The sequence below is a fragment of the Erythrobacter litoralis genome (assembly GCF_029760855.1).
GTDB classification, from domain to species: domain Bacteria; phylum Pseudomonadota; class Alphaproteobacteria; order Sphingomonadales; family Sphingomonadaceae; genus Qipengyuania; species Qipengyuania litoralis_A.
On the sequence record NZ_SOSI01000004.1, the window covers coordinates 282,299 to 303,252 of the forward strand.

The 20,954-nt window shown below is 63.1% G+C and carries 24 protein-coding genes; 18 read left to right on the forward strand and 6 right to left on the reverse strand.

Features of this window, described 5'->3' with window-relative positions; translation table 11 throughout:
• Window positions 1-6 precede the first annotated feature (6 nt).
• The 4 genes from E3U23_RS09685 to E3U23_RS09700 all read left to right on the forward strand — a co-directional run bounded on the left by E3U23_RS09685 (window position 7) and on the right by E3U23_RS09700 (window position 3,728).
• Entirely contained in the window at window positions 7-1,215 is a 1,209-nt protein-coding gene (locus tag E3U23_RS09685; RefSeq protein WP_279351130.1) for a sensor histidine kinase, read from the forward strand.
• Entirely contained in the window at window positions 1,208-1,951 is a 744-nt protein-coding gene (locus E3U23_RS09690) for a LytR/AlgR family response regulator transcription factor (RefSeq protein ID WP_279351042.1), read from the forward strand. The genes E3U23_RS09685 and E3U23_RS09690 overlap by 8 nt, the downstream gene beginning before the upstream one ends.
• A gap of 72 nt (window positions 1,952-2,023) precedes the next feature.
• Window positions 2,024-2,878 carry a diacylglycerol/lipid kinase family protein gene (locus E3U23_RS09695; RefSeq protein ID WP_279351043.1) on the forward strand — a complete coding sequence of 285 codons (855 nt, stop codon included), beginning with the start codon at window positions 2,024-2,026 and terminating at the stop codon, window positions 2,876-2,878.
• Window positions 2,868-3,728 carry a metallophosphoesterase family protein gene (locus E3U23_RS09700; protein ID WP_279351044.1) on the forward strand — a complete coding sequence of 287 codons (861 nt, stop codon included), beginning with the start codon at window positions 2,868-2,870 and terminating at the stop codon, window positions 3,726-3,728. The genes E3U23_RS09695 and E3U23_RS09700 overlap by 11 nt, the downstream gene beginning before the upstream one ends.
• Before the next feature lie 76 nt (window positions 3,729-3,804).
• On the opposite strand, the gene rpsI is transcribed toward E3U23_RS09700, so the two are convergent.
• From rpsI to E3U23_RS09715, 3 genes are all read right to left on the reverse strand, one after another.
• Window positions 3,805-4,407: a 30S ribosomal protein S9 gene (gene rpsI / locus E3U23_RS09705; protein ID WP_279351045.1), complete on the reverse strand. Its 603-nt coding sequence runs from the start codon at window positions 4,405-4,407 to the stop codon at window positions 3,805-3,807.
• A complete protein-coding gene (rplM, locus tag E3U23_RS09710; protein WP_279351046.1) occupies window positions 4,407-4,886 on the reverse strand; it encodes a 50S ribosomal protein L13 in 480 nt (159 codons plus the stop codon). Before rplM ends, rpsI begins: the two co-directional genes overlap by 1 nt.
• Window positions 4,887-5,048: 162 nt before the next feature.
• A complete protein-coding gene (locus E3U23_RS09715) occupies window positions 5,049-6,101 on the reverse strand; it encodes a COX15/CtaA family protein (protein WP_279351047.1) in 1,053 nt (350 codons plus the stop codon).
• Between the two features lie 137 nt (window positions 6,102-6,238).
• Between E3U23_RS09715 and E3U23_RS09720 the strand changes: the two genes are divergently transcribed.
• The 3 genes from E3U23_RS09720 (at window position 6,239) to E3U23_RS09730 (ending at window position 8,240) form a co-directional block, all read left to right on the forward strand.
• Window positions 6,239-6,643 carry a MerC domain-containing protein gene (locus tag E3U23_RS09720; RefSeq protein ID WP_279351131.1) on the forward strand — a complete coding sequence of 135 codons (405 nt, stop codon included), beginning with the start codon at window positions 6,239-6,241 and terminating at the stop codon, window positions 6,641-6,643.
• 12 nt (window positions 6,644-6,655) lie between these two features.
• A complete protein-coding gene (gene thiS / locus E3U23_RS09725; RefSeq protein ID WP_279351048.1) occupies window positions 6,656-7,636 on the forward strand; it encodes a sulfur carrier protein ThiS in 981 nt (326 codons plus the stop codon).
• Window positions 7,637-7,712: 76 nt separating this feature from the next.
• Window positions 7,713-8,240: a hypothetical protein gene (locus tag E3U23_RS09730; RefSeq protein WP_279351049.1), complete on the forward strand. Its 528-nt coding sequence runs from the start codon at window positions 7,713-7,715 to the stop codon at window positions 8,238-8,240.
• A 13-nt stretch (window positions 8,241-8,253) separates the two neighbouring features.
• On the opposite strand, the gene E3U23_RS09735 is transcribed toward E3U23_RS09730, so the two are convergent.
• The 3 genes from E3U23_RS09735 to E3U23_RS09745 all read right to left on the reverse strand — a co-directional run bounded on the left by E3U23_RS09735 (window position 8,254) and on the right by E3U23_RS09745 (window position 12,919).
• Complete coding sequence (locus E3U23_RS09735) at window positions 8,254-10,062, reverse strand: AMP-dependent synthetase/ligase (protein ID WP_279351132.1); 1,809 nt, start codon at window positions 10,060-10,062, stop codon at window positions 8,254-8,256.
• Between the two features lie 84 nt (window positions 10,063-10,146).
• Window positions 10,147-11,877, reverse strand: coding sequence for a gamma-glutamyltransferase (gene ggt, locus E3U23_RS09740; RefSeq protein WP_279351050.1), 1,731 nt, complete (start codon window positions 11,875-11,877; stop codon window positions 10,147-10,149).
• A 10-nt stretch (window positions 11,878-11,887) separates the two neighbouring features.
• The gene (locus E3U23_RS09745) at window positions 11,888-12,919 is read right to left on the reverse strand and encodes a quinone-dependent dihydroorotate dehydrogenase (protein ID WP_279351051.1); all 1,032 of its coding nucleotides are present in this window, start codon (window positions 12,917-12,919) and stop codon (window positions 11,888-11,890) included.
• A 315-nt stretch (window positions 12,920-13,234) separates the two neighbouring features.
• Between E3U23_RS09745 and E3U23_RS09750 the strand changes: the two genes are divergently transcribed.
• The 11 genes from E3U23_RS09750 (at window position 13,235) to E3U23_RS09800 (ending at window position 20,945) form a co-directional block, all read left to right on the forward strand.
• Window positions 13,235-14,161, forward strand: a complete 927-nt coding sequence (locus tag E3U23_RS09750; RefSeq protein ID WP_279351052.1) for a helix-turn-helix domain-containing protein — start codon at window positions 13,235-13,237, stop codon at window positions 14,159-14,161.
• A 93-nt stretch (window positions 14,162-14,254) separates the two neighbouring features.
• A complete protein-coding gene (locus E3U23_RS09755; RefSeq protein WP_279351053.1) occupies window positions 14,255-14,665 on the forward strand; it encodes an SUF system Fe-S cluster assembly regulator in 411 nt (136 codons plus the stop codon).
• The gene (gene sufB / locus E3U23_RS09760; RefSeq protein ID WP_279351054.1) at window positions 14,662-16,158 is read left to right on the forward strand and encodes a Fe-S cluster assembly protein SufB; all 1,497 of its coding nucleotides are present in this window, start codon (window positions 14,662-14,664) and stop codon (window positions 16,156-16,158) included. Before E3U23_RS09755 ends, sufB begins: the two co-directional genes overlap by 4 nt.
• Window positions 16,155-16,397, forward strand: a complete 243-nt coding sequence (locus E3U23_RS09765) for a hypothetical protein (protein WP_279351055.1) — start codon at window positions 16,155-16,157, stop codon at window positions 16,395-16,397. Before sufB ends, E3U23_RS09765 begins: the two co-directional genes overlap by 4 nt.
• The gene (locus tag E3U23_RS09770; protein ID WP_279351056.1) at window positions 16,394-16,939 is read left to right on the forward strand and encodes an endonuclease domain-containing protein; all 546 of its coding nucleotides are present in this window, start codon (window positions 16,394-16,396) and stop codon (window positions 16,937-16,939) included. Before E3U23_RS09765 ends, E3U23_RS09770 begins: the two co-directional genes overlap by 4 nt.
• The gene (gene sufC / locus E3U23_RS09775) at window positions 16,940-17,689 is read left to right on the forward strand and encodes a Fe-S cluster assembly ATPase SufC (RefSeq protein ID WP_279351057.1); all 750 of its coding nucleotides are present in this window, start codon (window positions 16,940-16,942) and stop codon (window positions 17,687-17,689) included.
• On the forward strand, window positions 17,686-18,084 hold the full coding sequence (locus E3U23_RS09780; protein WP_279351058.1) for a hypothetical protein: 399 nt from the start codon (window positions 17,686-17,688) through the stop codon (window positions 18,082-18,084). Before sufC ends, E3U23_RS09780 begins: the two co-directional genes overlap by 4 nt.
• The gene (locus E3U23_RS09785; protein WP_279351059.1) at window positions 18,081-18,854 is read left to right on the forward strand and encodes a SufD family Fe-S cluster assembly protein; all 774 of its coding nucleotides are present in this window, start codon (window positions 18,081-18,083) and stop codon (window positions 18,852-18,854) included. The genes E3U23_RS09780 and E3U23_RS09785 overlap by 4 nt, the downstream gene beginning before the upstream one ends.
• The gene (locus tag E3U23_RS09790) at window positions 18,854-20,068 is read left to right on the forward strand and encodes a cysteine desulfurase (RefSeq protein WP_279351060.1); all 1,215 of its coding nucleotides are present in this window, start codon (window positions 18,854-18,856) and stop codon (window positions 20,066-20,068) included. The genes E3U23_RS09785 and E3U23_RS09790 overlap by 1 nt, the downstream gene beginning before the upstream one ends.
• Window positions 20,065-20,580, forward strand: coding sequence for an SUF system Fe-S cluster assembly protein (locus tag E3U23_RS09795; RefSeq protein WP_279351061.1), 516 nt, complete (start codon window positions 20,065-20,067; stop codon window positions 20,578-20,580). The genes E3U23_RS09790 and E3U23_RS09795 overlap by 4 nt, the downstream gene beginning before the upstream one ends.
• Window positions 20,580-20,945 carry a HesB/IscA family protein gene (locus tag E3U23_RS09800; RefSeq protein ID WP_279351062.1) on the forward strand — a complete coding sequence of 122 codons (366 nt, stop codon included), beginning with the start codon at window positions 20,580-20,582 and terminating at the stop codon, window positions 20,943-20,945. Before E3U23_RS09795 ends, E3U23_RS09800 begins: the two co-directional genes overlap by 1 nt.
• Window positions 20,946-20,954: the final 9 nt, after the last annotated feature.

Here is a 20,954-nt window from a genome sequence, read left to right on the forward strand (position 1 = left end):
GACCCCATGATCTCCCCCGAAGCGGAAGATGCGCGCGTGCCGCTGCGCACGGTGCTGCTGTCGATGGCGGGGCTGTGGACCGCTTATTTCCTGTTGGTGACAGTGCGCGGCAGTATCGTCGGCCTGGAATTGCAAGACGAACTGCTTTGGCGGCGGGCGCTGGTTTGCCTCGGGGGCATGGGCATCACTGTCCTCCTGTGGCTCGCCATCCGGTTGTTCGAGCGCTTCGCGATGTGGGTGCAGATCCTTGTCGCATTCGTGGCAGCATTGCCCGCCGCGGCGGCCATCGCCCAGATCAACCAGATGACCTTCGCCTCGATCGAGGCGCGCGTTGCGCAGAAGATCGGCGAGCGGGAAGGGGTGAACATCAGGCGCGACGAATCGGGCAATCTGCTGGTGGACGTGCCGGGCATCCCCACGCCTACGCAAACGGACGGCCCGGCAGCCACGACCATCGTTCTCGCCCGGGCGCCCGAGGGCATCGAGCGGTGGCGACAATTCACCGATGTCGCCTTGGGCCGATACTTCCTGTTGCTCGCCTGGGCAGCCCTCTATCTGGCATTGGTCGCGGCGCGCGAAGCGCAATTGGCGGAGCGGCGGGGCGAACGGTTCCGGACCGCCGCGAAGGCCGCGGAACTGCGCAGCCTGCGCTATCAAGTAAACCCTCACTTCCTCTTCAATACGCTCAATTCGCTGTCCGCACTTGTGATGACGGGCAAGGAGGAGCGCGCCGAACAGATGATCCAATCGATTTCGCGCTTCTATCGACATTCGCTCGCGGAAGACCCGACCGGCGATGTAAGCCTCGAGGACGAGTTCGACCTTCAGGCTCTGTATCTCGAAATCGAGGCAGTTCGCTTCCCGAAGCGGTTGCGGATCGAAATCGACCTGCCGCCCGAGCTGCGCGATTGCCGGGTGCCGGGCATGATCCTCCAGCCGCTGGTCGAGAACTCTGTAAAATACGGCGTTTCTGCTTCGACCCGCCCGGTGACGATCGCAGTGTCCGCCCGCGAAACCAACGAGCGGCTCGTTTTGCGCGTGACGGACGATGGGCCGGGGGCGTGCCAGGCGAACGGGCAGGGCTTCGGCATCGGGCTCGCCAATGTGCGCGACCGGCTAGCGGCGCGCTTCGGCAATACCGCCGGGGTCGAGTTCGGACCCACCGCCGATGGCTACGAAACGACACTCGAACTGCCGATGGTGCGCCATGGATAACCCGACCCCGCTGCGGACCTTGATCGTGGACGACGAGCCGCTCGCTATCGAGCGGATGGAAGTGATCTGCGGGAGGATCGCGGAACTCGATGTGGTCGGCACGGCGAGCGACGGTGCGGAAGCGCTTGCCCTGACCGAGAAACTGCGGCCGGATCTGCTCCTGCTGGATATGACCATGCCCGAACTGGACGGTCTCGGCGTGGCCCGGCGGCTGAGCGAAAAGGCGCTGCGCCCGGCAGTCATTTTCGTGACGGCCCACGACAACTACGCCGTCGACGCCTTCGATCTGGATGCAGTCGATTATGTCCTCAAACCGGTGAAGGCGGATCGCCTCGCGCGCGCCGTCGAGCGCGCTCGGGCACGGCGCGGGACCGCCGAACATACGGACAGCGAATGGCTGCAGGAATTGTGGATTCCGCATCGTAGCGAGCTGGTCAGGATCGACACCTCAGAAGTCGGGCGGATCGATGCCGAGCGCGACTATGTCCGTCTCCATGTCGATAGCGAGGACGGCTGGCGCTCCTATCTCCTGCTCCAGACGATTGCGGGGCTGGAGGAGCGGCTTGATCCCGCAAAGTTCATCCGCATCCACCGTTCCACCATCCTTCGCCGCGACCGCATCGAGCGGCTGCGGCATGACGGGCTCGGGGTCTGGTCGGTGGAGCTGGACGATGGCGAAACATTGAGGATCGGCCGGACCTATCTGCCTAAGGTGAAGGCAATGGCGGGGCGCTAAGGCGAGGCGTTCCGTTACGGTTCCTGCAACGATTGCGAGGGAACCGCGACGCGCCCCGCTCGCTATGGCGGCATGGGCCAGAAATCGCAGATATGGCTGCTGACCAATGCACGCAGCGGCAGCAACAACGAAGCTGCGCTGGAAAAGCTGCTCGCACATTGCGACGAGTGCGACATTGCGGTGATGCGAACGCTTCGCTTTCCAGACGACGATCTACCAACCGCTGCCGAACTCGACGCTGAAGGTATTAAGCGGCTCGGCATTTTCACCGGCGATGGCACGCTGAATGCCGCGATCACCGGCCTCTACGGCTGGGGCGGCGAGATCATGGTGCTGCCGGGCGGCACGATGAATCTGCTCTCGAAAAGACTGCACGGCGACAACGAGATGGAAGACATCGTACGACGCATCGATAGCGGTGCGGCGAGGCGGGTCAGGCCGACCGTCGCGCGATGCGCCAAGGGTGACGCACTCGCCGGCCTGCTTGCAGGGCCGGGAACTGCCTGGGCGAATGTGCGCGAGGCGATGCGCGATTTCGATATTGCCGAGATCGCGCAGGGTGCGAGCGAGGCAATGTCCAAATCGACCGATGGCGCCATGGTACATTTGCGCGTGCCCGAACGCGGTAGGGGGGAAGGCTATCCGCTTGTTGAAATGACGCCGAGTCATCGCGGAATCCAGATCGACGGCTTTTACGCCGAGGACGCCGGCCAGTTTCTGCAACAGGGCTTCGCTTTACTCCGGCGGCGCTTTCGCGAGGGTCCACATGAACGGCTCGGCCTGCTCGACGAGATTATCCTCGAGAGCGAGGACGAGACATCCATCGGCGTCCTGATCGACGGCGAGCCAGCCGAAGTGCCTTGCCGCGCCAAGTTCGAAGTGGCGACCTGCGAGGTCGATCTGCTAGCGACGCATCATGGCTTCTGACGACCGACTGATCTTCCACCTCTCCGACATTCACTTCGGGCTCGAAAACAATCGTGCGCTTGATTGGGTCAAGCAGGAGATCGCCGAAACGCGGCCCGATGCCGTGGCGATTACCGGCGATCTCACCATGCGTGCCCGGCACCGAGAATTCGAGGCGGCGACCCATTGGATCAATTCGCTCGACGCACCGGTGACGGTCGAAGTCGGCAATCATGACATGCCCTATTTCAATCCCATCGAGCGGTTCTTCACGCCCTATAAGCGGTTTCGCGGGATGGAGGGCAAGGTCGAGCGCGAACTCGATCTCGGCAACCTGCACATCGTTCCGTTGAAGACCGCCGTTCGCGCACAACCGCGATTCAATTGGTCGAAAGGCTGGGTGACCGAGGCGGCGCTGCGCAAATGCCTCGACGCGATCGACACTTTGCCGGAGGGCGCGCAAGCGCTCGTGACCGTGCATCACCCATTGCGCGAAGTGGGAACGCAAGGAACCGCGCTGACGCGGCATGGCGATAAGGCCTTACGCGGACTCGCCAAGCGGCCGGTGGCGGCCGTGCTGTCGGGCCACGTCCACGATGCGTTCGATATTCTGGAGAATACGGTAGGCGGCCCCGTGCGTATGATCGGGGCAGGCACGCTGTCCAAGCGAACACGCTCGACACCGCCCAGCTTCAACGAGATCCGCTGGCAGGGCGGCGAGCTGAACGTTCGCGTGCGCAATCTCGAAGACGTGCGCACACGCGACATGCAGATCGACGATGTGCCGGAAGACGCAAAGCCGCCGCGCCAACCGGGCGAACCCGTCGCACCGGTGCGGCAAGTGCCTCGGGTCGATCCGCCGGTTCACTGAGCACGGAACGAGAAAAGGGCGACCTGCTTTCGCGAGCCGCCCTCCTTGGTGATTCGTAAGAACCGGTGAGCCGGTATCAGCGCTTCGAGAACTGGAAGCTGCGACGGGCCTTGGCGCGGCCGTACTTCTTACGCTCCACGACGCGGCTGTCGCGCGTGAGGAAGCCGGCGGCTTTCACGGTGCTGCGCAGCGTCGGTTCGTACTTCGCAAGCGCCTGGCTGATGCCGTGCTTCACCGCACCGGCTTGACCCGACAGGCCGCCGCCGGTGACCGTGGCGACGACGTCGTACTGGCCTTGACGTTCGGTGATCGCGAACGGCTGATCGATGATGAGGCGCAAGGTCGGACGTGCGAAATACACTTCCTGGTCCTTGCCGTTGACGGTGACCTTGCCGCTGCCAGGCTTGAGCCAGACGCGTGCGGTCGCATCCTTGCGGCGACCGGTGGCATAGGCGCGGCCCTGCTTGTCGAGCTCCTGCTCGCGCAGCGGCACGTCTGCGGTCCTCGCGATTTCCGCCGAATCGCCCTGCGGCGCATTGCCGGCGATGTCCTTGAGGTCGGCCAGATCGGACACGCTGCTCTTGGCATCTGCACCTTGATTGTCGGCAGTTGCGCCCTTGGTGGCGGCTTCGCCGGGGGTGGGGGCGGCGGTGTCGGTCGTGTTGGTTTCGTCGGCCATTATGCGGCAACCTTATTCTTGCGGTTCATCGAAGCGACGTCGAGCGTCTCGGGCTGCTGACCGTCATGCGGATGCTCGGTCCCGGCATAGATGTGGAGCGCCTTCATCTGCGCACGGCCCAGCGGACCGCGCGGGATCATGCGCTGCACGGCCTTTTCCAGCACACGCTCGGGAAAACGGCCTTCCAGAACCTTCGTCGGCGTCGTTTCCTTGATGCCGCCCGGGTGTCCGGTGTGCTTGTAATAGATCTTGTCATCCATCTTCTTGCCGGTGAATTTCACCTTCTCGGCATTGATGATGATGACGTGATCGCCGCAATCGACGTGCGGGGTGAAGCTCGGCTTATGCTTGCCGCGCAGGATGTTGGCGACGATCGCGGCGAGGCGGCCGACAACGAGGCCGTCCGCATCGACGATATGCCACTTCTTTTCCACCTCGGCCGGTTTGATCGACCGGGTGACCTTGCTGAGAGCCTTCATGGCTGATGTGTCCGTATCTGGTGTTGCGACGCCTAACGGCGTTCGAATGTCTCACGCGAATCCGAGACGGGCCGGACTGCGAGCGGGGCGCAAATGGCGCTATCGGCACCGAAGGTCAAGCAAATCCGGGCTATACGGCGGTGGTATAATAATACCGCAGGTTCAGGCGAGGGCGGAATGCAGGCTGGCGGTGGGCCGGCGGCCGAGCAGGTGCGCGGACCATGCGAAGGCGACCACGAGCAACGCGCCGACGACCTGATGCGCCACAGCGATCCATAGTGCGACGCCGCTGACGACGGTCGCGATGCCGAGGAGGATTTGCGTACCGACCGCCGCGTTCAGTGCGATCGACGCCTTGCGATCGATAGATCGGACCTGGCGCGCCATGACGATCAGCGCGATCGCGGCGACCCACGCCCACCAGCGATGAATGAAATGCAGCGTGAAGGGGTCGTGCGTGATCGTCCACCACAAACCGTTACTTGTGCCGAGATCCGGAACGAGGCGGTCGTTCATCAGCGGCCAGCTGTCGCTCGCAAGCCCGGCATTGAGTCCGGCCACCCAGGCGCCGAGCAGGAGCTGGAGAAACAGGATCGCGCCGACCCAACTGGCCGTGACGGTCCAGCGCGCCGAAAAGCGCTGCCCGAACCCGTAACGGCGCAGATCGAGCGCCGTCCAGACAAGTGCGCCGAGCGTGAAAAGGGCGGTGAGGAGGTGGATCGACAGCCAGAAATGGCTGACGTCGGTCATCGTGCCGGACAGACCGCTCCGCACCATGAACCACCCGAACACACCCTGCAGCCCGCCGAGTAGCAGCAAGGCAACGAGCCGATGCTTGTAACCCTTCGGGATCGCACTTTTGACCCAGAACCAGACCAGAGGCAGCGCGAAGGCCAATCCGATCACGCGACCGAGCAGGCGGTGGAACCATTCCCAGAAATAGATGAACTTGAACGCGGCGAGGTCCATTCCTGCGGGACCGGTGACGTTGATGTATTCGCCGGTCTGTTTGTACAGGTCGAACTCGTCCTGCCACGCTGCCTGAGACAGAGGCGGCAAGGCTCCCGTGATCGGTTTCCATTGCGTGATCGAAAGACCACTTTCGGTCAGCCGCGTAATGCCACCAACCGAGACCATCAGCACGACGAGCGCCGCGACCACGAACAGCCAGGTCGCGATTGCAAGAGGCTGCAGGGCTCCGGAATTTTTCTGCATGGCGCTTTCAGTGGTGAGAGACGGCGGGAATCGCAAGGGCTGGAATGCCAACGGTTCACCCTGATTACGTGGCGATCGGTACTCTTTGCCGAAGGCGGTACTTGATCTCTGTTACAGTGTCACATATCTCGCAGGACATGTTGCAACGCTCGTTCTCGGCGATTCGCCAGCGGTTGGATCGTGTCGGCATTCTACTGTCGGCCTTGTGCGCGGTGCATTGCGTCGTCACGATCGTGCTCGTTTCCGCGATGGGGCTGGGAGGCTCTTTCCTTCTTTCGCCGGAAATCCACCGCATCGGCCTTGTCATTGCGACACTGGTAGCCGCCATCGCCATCGGCTGGGGCGCGCTGCGTCACCGGGTTGCCCTGCCCTTCGTTATCGCGATGACCGGACTTACCTTTATGGGAGGCGCCCTTGCTGCGCCGCATGGTTACAAGGAAGCGGTGCTGACGATCATCGGCGTGGCGCTGGTATCGCTAGGCCATATTCTCAATGTCCGCCATATCCATTCCGCGGCTTGTAAGGAACGGTGCGGGGACTAAGTGCTGGTCGTCATGACCGCTTCCATTACAGTTACCGTCAACGGCGAAACCCGCCGCACATCCGCCGATACCGTCGCCGCACTGGTTCGCGAACTCGAACTCGACCCGGCGAAGGTCGCCGTCGAACACAACGGCACGATCGCGCCGCGTAGCGAACTTGGCCACCATGGCATAGCCGATGGCGATACCCTCGAAATCGTGCATTTCGTCGGCGGTGGGCAGGGTGACGACACGTGGTCCGTCGCCGGACGGACCTTCAAAAGCCGACTGATCGTCGGTACCGGAAAATACAAGGATTTCGAGCAGAATGCCGCCGCGCTGGAAGCGAGCGGAGCGGAGATCGTCACGGTGGCGGTGCGCCGGGTGAATGTCAGCGACCCCAAGACACCGATGCTGACCGATTATATCGACCCGAAAAAGATCACCTACCTTCCGAACACCGCCGGCTGCTTTACCGCCGACGATGCAATCCGCACCCTTCGCTTGGCACGCGAGGCGGGCGGCTGGGATCTGGTGAAGCTCGAAGTGCTTGGCGAAGCGCGCACGCTTTACCCCGATATGCGCGAGACGTTGAAGGCGACCGAGGTCCTTGCCAATGAAGGCTTCCACCCGATGGTCTATTGCGTCGATGATCCGATTGCCGCCAAGCAGCTGGAAGAGGCGGGCGCGGTTGCCGTCATGCCGCTCGGCGCCCCCATCGGCAGCGGGCTCGGTATTCAGAATCGCGTTACGATCCGCCTGATCAAGGAGGGAGCGAGCGTGCCGGTACTGGTCGATGCCGGCGTCGGCACGGCGAGCGATGCCGCGGTCGCGATGGAACTGGGCTGCGACGGCGTCTTGATGAACACCGCGATTGCCGAGGCGAAGGATCCCATCCGCATGGCGCGGGCAATGAAACTCGCCGTCGAGGCCGGACGGGATGCGTATCTGTCCGGTCGGATGGCAACCCGGAAATATGCCGACCCGTCCAGTCCGCTCGCCGGATTGATCTAAGGGCAAAAAGCGGCGCCGGAATTACCCGGTGTTAACCATCCTGCGCGATACTCCGAATCGTCAGCAGGAGGGACACATGCCGGTCACCAGCAAAGCGTCGATGACGATTTCCGAAATGCGCGAATTCGCAAGCTTCAGTGCCGCCGAACAGCGCTACATCCGTCGCAGCCTCGATATCGGTCTCGGCCGGTGCGATGCCTTTCTGGTCTGGGGTCGCAATGCGAGCGAGAACGCCGCGATCCGCAGCCAGTATGTGACGTATCAGGAACTTAAGGCGCTGCGCCATGCGATCCCGGCGGAAACCGGCTTCGACATGATCGAGAGTTTCGTCGGCAAGCTGACCCGTGTCGCCGCCTTCGATCTTGCGCAGGAACGGCTGGACAGCTTTTCCGCCTTCCGGTTCCTGTATGAGCGCCTGCTCGGTGCCGATGCGCGTCCCTGGTTGCCGAGTGCGTTCTGCGCCGCCGCCGCCTTGCCGCAGATCCGGCCCGACCGCCGCAAGATGCTGCTTCAGAGCCTGAGCGAAGCCGCCGCCACCGCTCCGGGCTGGAGCGACCGCGCGCCTACATTCTATCCGGAGTTCATCGAAGAAGCGGCGGCTTGACCCGCCACGGCGCCTAATTCCGGTACAAGCCGTCGAGCCGTTCGCCGTAACGCTCCCTGATCTTGTGACGCCGGATTTTCATGCTCGGCGTCATTTCCTCGTTCTCGATCGAGAACGGCTCGTCCGCGAAGGCGAACTGGCGCACTTTCTCCACGACCGACAGTTCCTTGTTCACCCGGTCGACCGCGGCGCGAACGGCGTTCTTGTACGCCGGCAGCGCCTGCAGCTCCTTGCAATCGAACTCCTTGCCCTGTGCGCGGCACCATTCCACCGTCCATTCGGCGTCGGGCACGATCAGACCGACGACATAGGGCCGCTTGTCACCCGCGACCATCGCCTGCCCGATTTCGGGCTGGAGCGTCAGCATCCCCTCGACCTTCTGGGGTGCGACATTGTCGCCCTTGTCGTTGACAATCATGTCTTTCTTGCGGTCGGTGATGACGATGCGGCCCTTCTCGTCGAAATGGCCGATATCCCCGGTATGAAGCCATCCGTCCTCGATCGTTCGGCGTGTCTCGGCGTCGTTCTGCCAGTAGCCGTGCATCACCAGTTCGCCGCGGCACAGGATCTCGCCATCCTCCGCGATCTTCACATCCACTCCCCGCAATGGCGGGCCCACCGAATCCATCGCGATCCCGGCGCGCGGTCGGTTGCAGCTGATGACGGGGCCGGCTTCGGTCTGTCCGTACCCCTGAAGCAATGTCAGGCCCATCGACTCGAAGAAGATGCCGACTTCCGGATTGAGCGGCGCGCCGCCTGAAACCATCGCCTTCATCCGCCCGCCGAACTTTTCGCGGATCTTGGGACGCAGCAGTTTCTCGAGCATGAAATCGAGCAGGCCGTCGCCCAACCGCCGGCGGCCCGCCGCCTTCCGCTCGCCGATATCGAGGGCAAGGTCCATCAGCCGCTCGGGCATGCCGCCCTGCTTCGAAACCTGCTTCATGATCCGTGTGCGCAGGACTTCGAACAGGCGCGGGACGACGACCATGAGGGTCGGCCGCACTTCCTCGATATTGCCGGCGAGCTTTTCCAGCCCTTCCGCATAGTAGATTTCCGCGCCGACCCCGATCGGCAGGTATTGGCCGCCGGTATGCTCGTAAGCATGGCTAAGGGGCAGGAAGGAGAGGAAGCGTTCCTCGTCGCTGAGGCCGAAATCCTCGATCAGCACTTCGGCTGCACCGGCCGCATTGCACAGGATCGCCCCGTGATGCTGCTTCACTCCGCGCGGTGCGCCGCCGGTCCCGCTGGTGTAGATCAGGCACGCCGTATCGCCACGCCCGATTGTCGCGATCCGCTCGTCGACCGCTTTTCGCGCTGCAGCCGCATCGCCGCTCGTCAGATGCGACCAGCCGTGGCAGGTGAGATTGCCACCCTGATAGCCGCGCACCTCGTCGATCGGAATGATGTGTTCGGCAACGCCTGTGCGAAAAATCGCGGGGATCAGGGGCTGGGCCAACTTGTCGGTCGAAACGATGACCGCCCTTGCGCCCGAATTGTCGAGGATGTGGACGTGGTCGCGTTCGGTATTCGTAATGTAGGCCGGTACGGTGATGCAGCCTGCCGCCATGATGGCGAGATCGGCGATGCACCATTCGGGCCGGTTTTCACTGACGAGGCAGACCCGGTCGCCGTCGTTCAGCCCGAGATCGCGCAAGCCCTGAGCCAGAAGGCAGACTTTGTCCGCTACTTCGCCCCACGTTTCGGTCTGCCAGGAACCGGCGCGCTTGGCGCCCAGAAACGGGCGATCGCGCCGCTCGTCCGCCCGCTGGAGGAAAAGTTCGACGAGATTGTTGGCCGCATCGATGTCCGACAGCAAAGGCAGGCTCCTCACGCAATAATCTTTTGTAATCCAACCCGTAAGTCAGCCGATTACGCGGGCGGCACTGTTACGGCAAGGCTGCGCCGGTCACGGAAGATCGAGCATGCCGTCGAGCCGCGGGTCGCGGGCGCTCTGCCAACCATCCGGCGTGCGCAGGACGGCGCCGCCTTTGACCGGGGCCTCGCGGATGGAGATTTCTGTATGGCCCAAGGCGCGGAAGGCGTTGGCTGCATCTTCGAGCCAGGTCCCCTGTTCGAGCAGGACGTTATTCCCGAACGCCATCACGAAGGGCAGGCCCAACGCTTCACGTGCGGACAGGCCGAAATCGACGATGCCGACGATGCTGCGCGCCGTTTGCACCGGAATCGTGCTGCCCCCCGCTGCGCCTACACTCAGCAGCGGGGCGCCGTCGGGCGCATATACGACGGTCGGCGCCATCGAGCTGCGCGGGCGTTTGCCGGCCTCCACCCGATTGGCGACCAGCATACCGTTGACACTTGGCGCGCGGCTGAAATCTGTGAGTTCGTTGTTGAGGAAGAACCCGCCGACGGTGAGTCCCGATCCGAACGCACTCTCGATCGTACTGGTATAGCTGATCATGGTGCCGTCCCGGTCGACGATGGCGATATGCGAGGTGCCGCGCTCTTCCGGCTCGTCGCCATCGGCGCGGGCCTGCGCACCGGCGGGACGTCCCGCCACAACCTGCGCGATGCTCGCATCGGGAGAAATCAGCGCGCTGCGCTGCGCGAGATAGGTCTTGTCGAGCAGGCCTTCGACCGGGACGCTGACGTAGTCGCTGTCTGCGAGGTACAATTCACGGTCGGCATAGGCGAGGCGCTGCGCTTCCAGAAAAAGATGCCACGTCTCGGGGTTGCGCGCTCCCAAGGCCGCCAAGTCGTAGCGCTCCAGCATGCCGAGCATCTGGAGGACAGCGATCCCGCCTGAGGTCGGCGGGCCCATCGCGCAGACCCGGTGTTCGCGATAGTCGAGGCAGACGCCCTCGCGGGTCTTCGCTTGGTATCCGGCGAAGTCCTCTGCGGTCATCGTGCCCGCTTTCGGCGTATCGGCAGCAACCGTGGCGGCTATCTCTTCGGGAAGAGCGCCCGAATAGAACGCCTCGCGCCCCTCATTCGCGATGCGCGACAAGGTAGCGGCGAGCTGCGGATTGCGGATCGTCGTTCCGACCGGCAGCGGTTCGCCGGCAGCGTCAAAATACAGGGAACGTGCCAGCGGCGAGCGCTGGAGAAAGTCGCGCATGGAAGATACGCTGTTTCTGAAGCGCGGGTTCACCACAAACCCGTCGCGGGCAAGCTCGATCGCCGGTTCGAACAGGTCCGCCCACGGCAAAACGCCGTGTTCCGCGTGCGCTTTTGCCGCGAGCGCGATGTTGCCCGGCACGCCGACACTCAAACCGCTGGCGACCGACGTGCGAAAATCCGGCAGCGAGCCGTCTTCGCCCAGAAACCAGTCCGGCGTCGCGGCGGCAGGCGCGGTCTCCCGCCCGTCATAGGTCGTTACGGAGCCATCCGCCGTTCCGCGCACCAGGAACCCGCCCCCGCCAATGCCGGAGCTTTGCGGTTCGACCACGGTCAGCGCCAGCATAACGGCGATAGCGGCATCGGTTGCGGTCCCGCCCTTTCCCAGCATGGCCTCGCCTGCCGCCTGCGCGCGGGGGTCGGCGGCGCTGACGGCCCCTTCCATCGAAGCGGCCGAACCGGCGGCGCTACCGCCAGGTTCGTACACAGGCTCGCCCGTATTGACGGTGGCGCAGCCGGCGAGGGAAAGTGCGGCGAGCGGTGCTATGTATCGGAAACGCATGGATGCAAGGCTATTCGCTTCCGACCGCATCGGCAATCGTCGAAAATCCGTCGCGCCGCATAAGGCGCTCCAAACCTTCGAGGATGCGACTTGGAAGACCCGGCCCGCCGTAAACCATCGCACTGTAAAGCTGGACGAGACTGGCACCGGCGCGAATACGTTCCCACGCGTCCTCACCATTCGCGATTCCGCCGACGCCGACCAGCGGGATCGTGCCGTCCGTCGCTTTGCGGAAGTCGCGCAGGCGCTGCAGTGCGAGCGGCTTCAGGCCCGCTCCCGACAGGCCGCCGACCTCCCTGGCATTGCGCGAGCGCAAGGCCGGGCGCTCGATCGTAGTGTTGGATACGATAAGGGCGCCGAGTCTTTTTTCGGCCGCGATTTGCGCGATCGCGTCGATGTCGCTCATCTGAAGGTCGGGTGCGACCTTGAGAAAGACGGGCGGCCCATCCGCTCCGCGCGCTTCGAGCACGGCGTCGAGCAGATCGGCAAGCAGGTTCGCATCCTGCAGCGCGCGCAGGCCCGGCGTGTTGGGGCTCGAGATATTGACCGCGATATAGTCGGCGAGGGGCGCGACGATGCGCGCCATGGCAACGTAATCGGCCACCCGGTCGTCGCTGTCCTTGTTCGCGCCGATATTCACGCCGACGATACCGGCTTGATTTTTACGCAGCGTCAGCCGTTCGACCGCCGCCCGCGCACCGCCATTGTTGAACCCCATCCGATTGATGACCGAATGATCATCCGCCAGCCGGAACAGGCGCGGTTTGGGATTACCGACCTGCGGGCGCGGCGTGATCGAGCCGACCTCGACATGCCCGAACCCGAAACGCAGCATCGCGTCAGGGACTTCGGCATCCTTGTCGAACCCGGCGGCCAGGCCGAGCGGATTGGGAAAGTGCAGCCCCGCAACACCGACGCCGAGGCCATCGCGCGTCCGGGGCGCCTTCCCGACCGGCAGGCGCTTTAAGCCGGCGATCGTCATTCGGTGCGCCCGTTCCGGATCGAGAGCGAAGAGGGCAGGGCGTGCGAGACGAAACAGCATGGGTGCGCCTATGCCGCCGCTCCGTCTTCCTGTCGAGCAACCGGCGCATCAGCTACCGCAAGCATGATGATTAGCAAGGCGATGTCGTTTGCATACAATCCTTGCCCGTGCGATGCCGCTTATGAAAGCTTCGCGACCCGAAGGGCTCGGTGCTTTCAGCAGCGAGTTCTTTCCTTTCAAGGGGCGGCTCCTTACCGAGCCGCCCTTTTTTTGGTAGGAATTCCGCGAGGTAGGAAAACAGGGGTTCCGCATGAGCAATCACTCGATTCGCATTCCGCATCGACGAACGAGGCGACGCGTCGGCGGATCGGGATAATGCCCGCCCGGCATAGCGAGGGCACCGATCATGGGGAGCTGACGAGCGCTTCGCTGTTCTCACTCGATTACATTGCCCCGCCAACCCATGTGGTCGATTACGTCACGACGATGTACCATTTCTCCTGCGAGGAGGAGACGTTCCGGGACGTCTTCCCCGCTGCGATCGGGCACATCGTCGTGTTCCCTTACTGCGAAGGTTTCATCCGGTTTGCCGACGGGCGCGAGGATGCCGCAAGCGAAAGCGCCTTGCTTGCGCCTACGGGGGAGGCGGCCACGATCCATGTGGAAGGACGGTTCCATGCAATCGGAGCGGCGCTGAGCCCGCTCGGCTGGGCAGCCTTGACCGGCCTTCATGCTGGCGAACACGGCAACCGGCTTTATCCGATCGAGCATCACCTTGGCGAAGAGGCCAGGGAGCACGCAGGCGCTATCGCCGATCGCTACCGTGCCGACCATGCATCCGTGCGCGAATGTCTCGATCGCCTGACCGATTTCATCTCGGCGAATCTCGATCCCGTTGACGAGGCGCATGTTAGCGTCATCCGGACGGTAAATTCCTGGCTCGCCTCCTCGCTCAACCCCGAACTGGCCGACCTGTACGAAAAGCTGCCTTATTCTCAGCGGCAGGCGCAGCGTCTGGTCGAGCGGTATTTCGGGCTTCCGCCAGTCGGCGTCCGGCGCAAATACCGGGCATTGCGGGCGGCAATCTTTCTCTCGCTCCCGGACATCGCACCGGAGTTCGAGGCTGAAGTGAAGAACAGCTTCTACGACCAGCCGCACATGATCCGCGAAATCCGCAAATTCGCGGGCCGCACGCCGTCGAGGCTGACCGATGATCCCGAATCCTTCCGCGCCGAAATCCTCTCGCCCACAAATATGCGCGAGATACCGAGCCTGCCGGACGACCTGAACGGCAAGGGATGACAATCGCTAACGACTCGCAACAAGCGGGAATCGTTTGAAAAGCGCGGATTGCCTGCATATCTGGTAATCGGAACGAATTGGTCCGAATTAGATATGCGTCTGTCAAACCTTGCCGATTATGCCGTGGTCGTAATGTGCCAGGCGGCCCGCCACTGCGGCGGCGGCCGGGTGAGTGCGGGCGAACTGGCCGAGGAAACGCACCTGCCTGCGCCGACGGTGCAGAAGCTGGTCAGTCGGCTCACGGGCGCGGGGCTGCTGCGTTCGGTGCGCGGGGCGGGCGGCGGATTGCAACTCGCGCGTCCGGCGGCGGCGATTACACTGGCCGATATCATCGAGGCGGTCGAAGGGCCGATCGCGCTCACAAACTGCGTCGAAGGCGGTGAATGTTCGGTCGATGCCGAGTGCCGGGTCCGCCCGCATTGGCCACAAGTCAATCAAGCATTGCGCGGGGCGCTGGCGGGCATTTCGCTCGCAAGTCTCGCACGAGAGAAAGAAGTCGCATGAGCGAAGACACCCAGCTGAAAGAACCGGAAATCCAGGACCGCGAGGCGCACGAAGCCGCCGCGAAGGCCGCCGAATACGAGTTCGGCTGGCACGCGGATATCGATACTGAATTCGCGCCCAAGGGGCTTACCGAAGACACGGTGAAATTCATCTCGGCAAAGAAGAAAGAGCCGGAATGGATGCTGGAATGGCGTCTCAAGGCCTTCCGCCTGTGGCAGGAAATGGAAGAGCCGAACTGGGCCAAGCTCGGCTACCCCGAGATCGACTATCAGGACGCGTATTACTACGCTGCGCCCAAGAAGAAGGAAGAACTGGAAAGCCTCGACGAGCTCGATCCCGATATCAAGTCGGTCTACGACAAGCTCGGCATCCCCCTCGCAGAGCAGGAAGTGCTCGCCGGGGTGAAAGGCGCACGCAAGGTCGCGGTTGATGCCGTGTTCGACAGCGTTTCCGTCGCCACCACGTTCCGCGAGGAACTGAAGAAGGCGGGCGTCATCTTCCTTTCTATCAGCGAGGCGCTGCGCGAGCATCCCGAACTGGTGAAGAAGTGGCTTGGGAGGGTAGTGCCTCAGAAGGACAATTACTTCGCCTGCCTCAATGCGGCGGTCTTTTCCGATGGCACCTTCGTCTATGTGCCCGAAGGCGTGCGCTGCCCGATGGAGCTTAGCACCTATTTTCGCATCAATGCTGAGAATACCGGCCAGTTCGAACGCACGCTGATCGTTGCCGAAAAAGGCTCTTACGTCAGCTACCTCGAAGGCTGCACCGCGCCCATGCGCGACGAGAACCAGCTGCACGCCGCGGTGGTCGAACTGGTCGCGATGGACGATGCCGAGATCAAGTATTCGACTGTGCAGAACTGGTATCCCGGCAATGCCGAGGGCAAGGGCGGGATCTACAATTTCGTCACCAAGCGGGCGCTGTGCCAGGGCGCGCGCAGCAAGGTCAGCTGGACCCAGGTCGAAACCGGCAGCGCAGTGACGTGGAAATATCCGAGCTGCGTGCTCAACGGCGAAGACAGCGTGGGCGAGTTCTACTCGGTCGCGGTGACCAACAATTACCAGCAGGCCGACACCGGCACCAAGATGATCCACAACGGCAAGGGCAGCCGCTCGACGATTATCTCCAAGGGTATTTCGGCCGGCAAGTCCGATAACACCTATCGCGGACTGGTTCGCGTGGCCGCCAATGCCGACGGTGTGCGCAACCGCACCGAATGCGACAGCTTGCTGATCGGCGACAAATGCGGCGCGCACACCGTGCCCTATATCGAGGTGAAGAACCCGAGCGCCCAGATCGAGCACGAGGCGACCACCTCGAAGATTTCGGACGACCAGCTCTTCTACGCCATGCAACGCGGCCTGGGCGAAGAAGAGGCGATGGCCCTGATCGTCAACGGTTTTGCGAAGGATGTAATGAAGCAGCTGCCTATGGAGTTCGCGGTGGAGGCGCAGAAACTGCTGGCGATCTCGCTTGAGGGGAGCGTGGGGTGATGTTCCCTCGGTGGTATCGAATTCTCTTTGCTCTTTGGCTGGTTGCTATTCCGCTTTGGTGGATTGGTGCGCCGTTTGCGGGCGCGACGTTTTTTAAACCTGCAGTAGTCCATCCGAACGCCTTCGATGGCGCAGTGCTGTATACGCTGGTTCAGAGTGTCTTTTTCGGAATGCTTTTCCTGACGCCGCTTCTCGCCCCCGTCGCGTATTTTGCGAAGCGCAAAGGGGTACCGAAATGACCGACCGCAAAACCCTCCAACTCCGCGATCCGTCCGAAACCGACGAAGCCCCCGTCCTCAGGAAAAAGGGCCGCGGGTGGGAGATTTCGGACAAGCGGCTCGACGTGCTGCACGAGCAGGCGCGCGAGATGAAGCGGCATTCGACCTCGGCGCACAAGGCGCTGGCCGAGCGGTTCGCCAAGGCGGACCTCGGGCGCTACACCTTCACCCGACACGCTGTCGTCGGCAGCGCGATCGTCGATTTCAACTGCCACAATCTCGGCATGGCGATCCGGATCGACGAGGAGGGGCAGGACGATATGCTCGCCAAGCGGCGCGACAAGAGCCTAGAGGCGGTCGGCATTCGCGTGATGCGCATTGCCGCCAAGGACATTCTCGAGGACATGGACGCCGTCCTCGCCCGGATCACCGCCGGCATGCGCCTGCGCATTGCCGACAAGGCCGAGGCCCGCCGCCAGCACAACGCCGCCCATCCGCGGCAGACCAAACCCCGCTACGACCGCGAGGGCAACGGCCCGCCGCGCAACAACCGGAACGACTGAATGCTAAAAATCGAAAACCTCCATGCCGAAATCGACGGCACCGAAATTCTCAAGGGCTTGACCCTCGAAATCCCGAATGGTGAAATTCATGCCATTATGGGGCCGAACGGGGCGGGCAAGTCGACGCTCGCCTATGTTCTGGGTGGCCGGCCTGGGTACGAGGTGACGCAAGGTTCGGTGACGTTCAACGGGCAGGACATGCTCGAACTGGAACCGCACGAGCGCGCTTCGGCCGGCCTGTTCCTCGGCTTCCAGTATCCGGTCGAGATCCCCGGCGTCTCCAACGTGCAGTTCCTGCGAGAGGCTCTGAACGCGCAGCGCAAGGCACGCGGCGAGGAACCGCTGACCGGCGGTGAATTCCTCAAGCTCGCGAAAGAGAAAGCCGGGCTGCTCAAGCTCGACATGGACATGCTCAAGCGCAACGTGAATGTCGGCTTCTCCGGCGGTGAGAAAAAGCGCGCCGAGATGGTGCAGATGGGCATTCTCGATCCCACGCTCGCTATCCTCGATGAAACCGATAGCGGACTCGACATCGATGCGCTGCGCGTCGTGGGCGAAGGCATCAACGCCATCATGCGCGCACCCGACAAGGCCGTGTTGCTGATCACCCACTACCAGCGCCTGCTCGACGTGGTGAAGCCCGATAAAGTCTCGATCCTTTCGCAAGGACGCATCGTTCGCACCGGCGGGGCCGATCTCGCCAAGCGTCTCGAAGACGAAGGCTACGATGCCGTGATGGAGGCCGCATGATCACCGCGCTGGTACTTGCTGTGGTGGCGCAAGCCGCCGTTCCCGACCTGCCCGTCCCCCAGGGTCCCCCGACTGAGGAAGTCGCCGAGCAGATCACCGTCATCGGTCAGCGGCTCAAGACCTTCAAGGGCGGCGTTTACAAGAAGGACGGCAAGCTCACCTGCCAGATCGCGCAATCGACTGGCGACAAGGCGGTCGACATGATCCGATGTGGAGCCATGCTGCGCTGCTATGCGCCGAAGGCGGACGAACTCGACGCGATCGCCGCGTCGGATGCTTCTCAAGCCGATCGAAATCGGCGTATGCAGGTAATAGCCGAGGCGACCTTGCCGTGCGTCGAGAATGCAAGCGATGCGGGCGTACGCATGCTCGCGGAAAAGCGGTCCCCGGCATGAGCGAAGCGATTATCCTTCCCACTCGCAAGCATGAAGAATGGCGTTATTCCGATGTCGAGGCACTGGAAGCGCTCGATACCGGCGCGTTCGAGGACTGGCGCGATATCGAGGTTCCGGCGGGTGAGACATACCGTGAATGCCTCGTCATCGAAGACACCGACGGCCCAAGCGACTCCACCGAACTGCACCGCTTGCGCGTAAAGCTCGGCGAAGGGGCGCGCTGCGAGCTCTTCGGCGTGATCGCCAGCGGCCGACTCGGCCGGATCGAGGTCGTAACGACGCTTGCGCGCGGGAGCCATTTCGAGCTCGGCGGTATCACCGTGGGCGGGCGCGACACGACGCGCGAATTCGTCACCCGTGTTGCGCATGAGGAACCCGAGGCGACCAGCAATCAGGTCATCCGCTCTGTCCATTGGGGCAAAGGCACGGGCAATTTCCTCGGCCGGATCGACTGCGTGCGCGATGCGCAGAAAACCGACGCGGCACAGAGCTTCAAAGGCCTGCTGCTGGAAAAGGGTGCAAGCGTGAATGCCGTGCCACAGCTCGAAATCTTTGCCGATGATGTGAAATGCGCCCACGGGGCAAGCGTCGGGCAGCTGGACGAGATGGCCCGCTATTACATGGCGACCCGCGGCCTTTCGCCCGAACTTTCGCGCCGGCTGCTGGTGCAGGCCTTTATCGGCGATGCGCTGGTCGGCCTGGCGGATGACGCGGCAGAGCATGAACGCCTTTTGCGCGTGGCGCTCGACAAGCTGGACCGGCATCTGTGATGGCGACCCAAACGCTTTCGCGAAAGGCTGATTTTCCCGGCCTCGTCACCGCCGAGGGCGAGCCGTGGCATTATCTCGACACCGCGGCCACGGCGCAGAAACCGCGCGCCGTGATCGACGCGATGAGCCGCGCGCTGGGCGAGGACTACGCCACCGTCCACCGCGGGGTCTACAGCCGCAGCGCTCAGATGACGCTCGGCTACGAAGCGGCGCGGCGGCGTGTCGCCGATTTCGTCGGCGCGGAGAGCGAGAACGAAATCGTTTTCGTGCGCGGGGCGACCGAGGCCATCAATCTTGTCGCGATGACCTGGGGTCTTACCCAGATCGGCGAGGGTGACCGTATCGTCCTTTCCATGCTCGAGCATCACTCCAACATCGTTCCATGGCAATTGCTGGCCGCGCGAACCGGAGCGGTTATCGATGTCTGTCCTTTAACGGATGACGGGCAGATTGATCTGGATGCGCTCGAGAACTTGCTAAGCCCACGAACCAAGCTGGTGAGCCTCGCGCATGTCTCGAACGTTCTTGGCAGTGTGCTCGATGCGCGCCGCGCAGCGGACCTTGCCCATTCGGTTGGCGCGAAGCTGCTGCTCGACGGGTGTCAGTCCGCCCCGCGTATGGACCTCGACCTGCCTGCACTCGGCTGCGACTTCTACGCTTTCTCCGGACACAAGCTCTATGGCCCGACCGGGATCGGCGTGCTGTGGGCGCGCGAGGAGCTCCTCGACGCGATGCCGCCCTATCACGGCGGCGGCGCAATGATCGAAAGCGTCACGTTCGAGAAATCGACTTACGCCCCGCCGCCCCAGCGCTTCGAAGCGGGCACGCCCATGATCACCGAGGCGATCGCCCTGCATGCCGCTATCGATTATGTCGATGCGCTCGGGCCGGACAAGCTGTTCGCCCATGAAGCGGACCTCGCCAAACAGCTTCGCGACGAACTCCGCACGCTAAATTCGGTCCGCCTGTTCGGGCCGGAGGAAAGCGCCGGCATCGTCTCTTTCGAGATCGAGGGGGTTCACCCGCACGATCTCGGCACCATATTAGATGAGGAAAACGTCGCGATCCGCGCCGGCCATCACTGCGCTCAGCCGCTGATGGCGCATCTCGGCGTCCCGGCCACCGCCCGCGCAAGTTTCGGGCTCTACTCGGATGAAAGCGACATCGCCGCCCTGATGCGCGGCATAGAACGCACGCAAAGGATCTTCGGATGAGCGAAGAAACGACAGACCAGGATTTCATTGCCGCCCCCTCGCCCGTCGAGGCCGAGGCGCAGACACAGGCTGCCAAGCCGCCGCGCGCTCGCGTGTCGGACGTGGTCGATCCGGATGAGACGGCCGGCGCGAAGCTGGAACGCAAGCGCGATTATCTCGAAGGGTTCCTGCAGAAGAAACCCGAGGTTACGAACACGACCGGAGCGGGTGGAAAGCTGCAGCAGGACGTGATCGCGGCGCTGAAGGAAATCTACGATCCGGAAATCCCGGTCAATATCTACGATCTCGGCTTGATTTACGGGGTCGAAGTTTCGGATGAAAGCGACGTCGTGGTCATCATGACGTTGACTACGCCGCATTGCCCGGTCGCGGAAAGCATGCCGGGTGAGGTCGAATTGCGCGCGGCGAGCGTGCCCGGCGTCCGTGATGCGGAGGTCAATCTGGTTTGGGATCCGCCTTGGGGACCGGAAAAAATGACCGACGAAGCGCGGCTCGAACTGGGGATGCTGTGATGGCCGATACCGACACGAAGACCCGTCCCGCCCCGAAGGCTGCCGTAATTCTCACCGAACGCGCCGAGCAGCGCGTCGCCGATTTGATGGCGAAGGCGCCCGGGGATGCGATCGGCGTCAAGCTGTCCACCCCGCGCCGGGGCTGCTCCGGACTGGCCTATTCGGTCGATTACGTGAGCGAGGAAGCCAAGTTCGATGAGAAGATCGAAACCCCGGGCGGCACATTCTATATCGACGGGGCGAGCGTGCTTTACCTGATCGGCAGTACAATGGACTGGGTGGAAGACGATTTCTCCGCCGGTTTCGTGTTCGAAAATCCCAACGCCAAGGGTGCTTGCGGGTGCGGCGAAAGCTTCATGGTCTGAGGTTTGGCC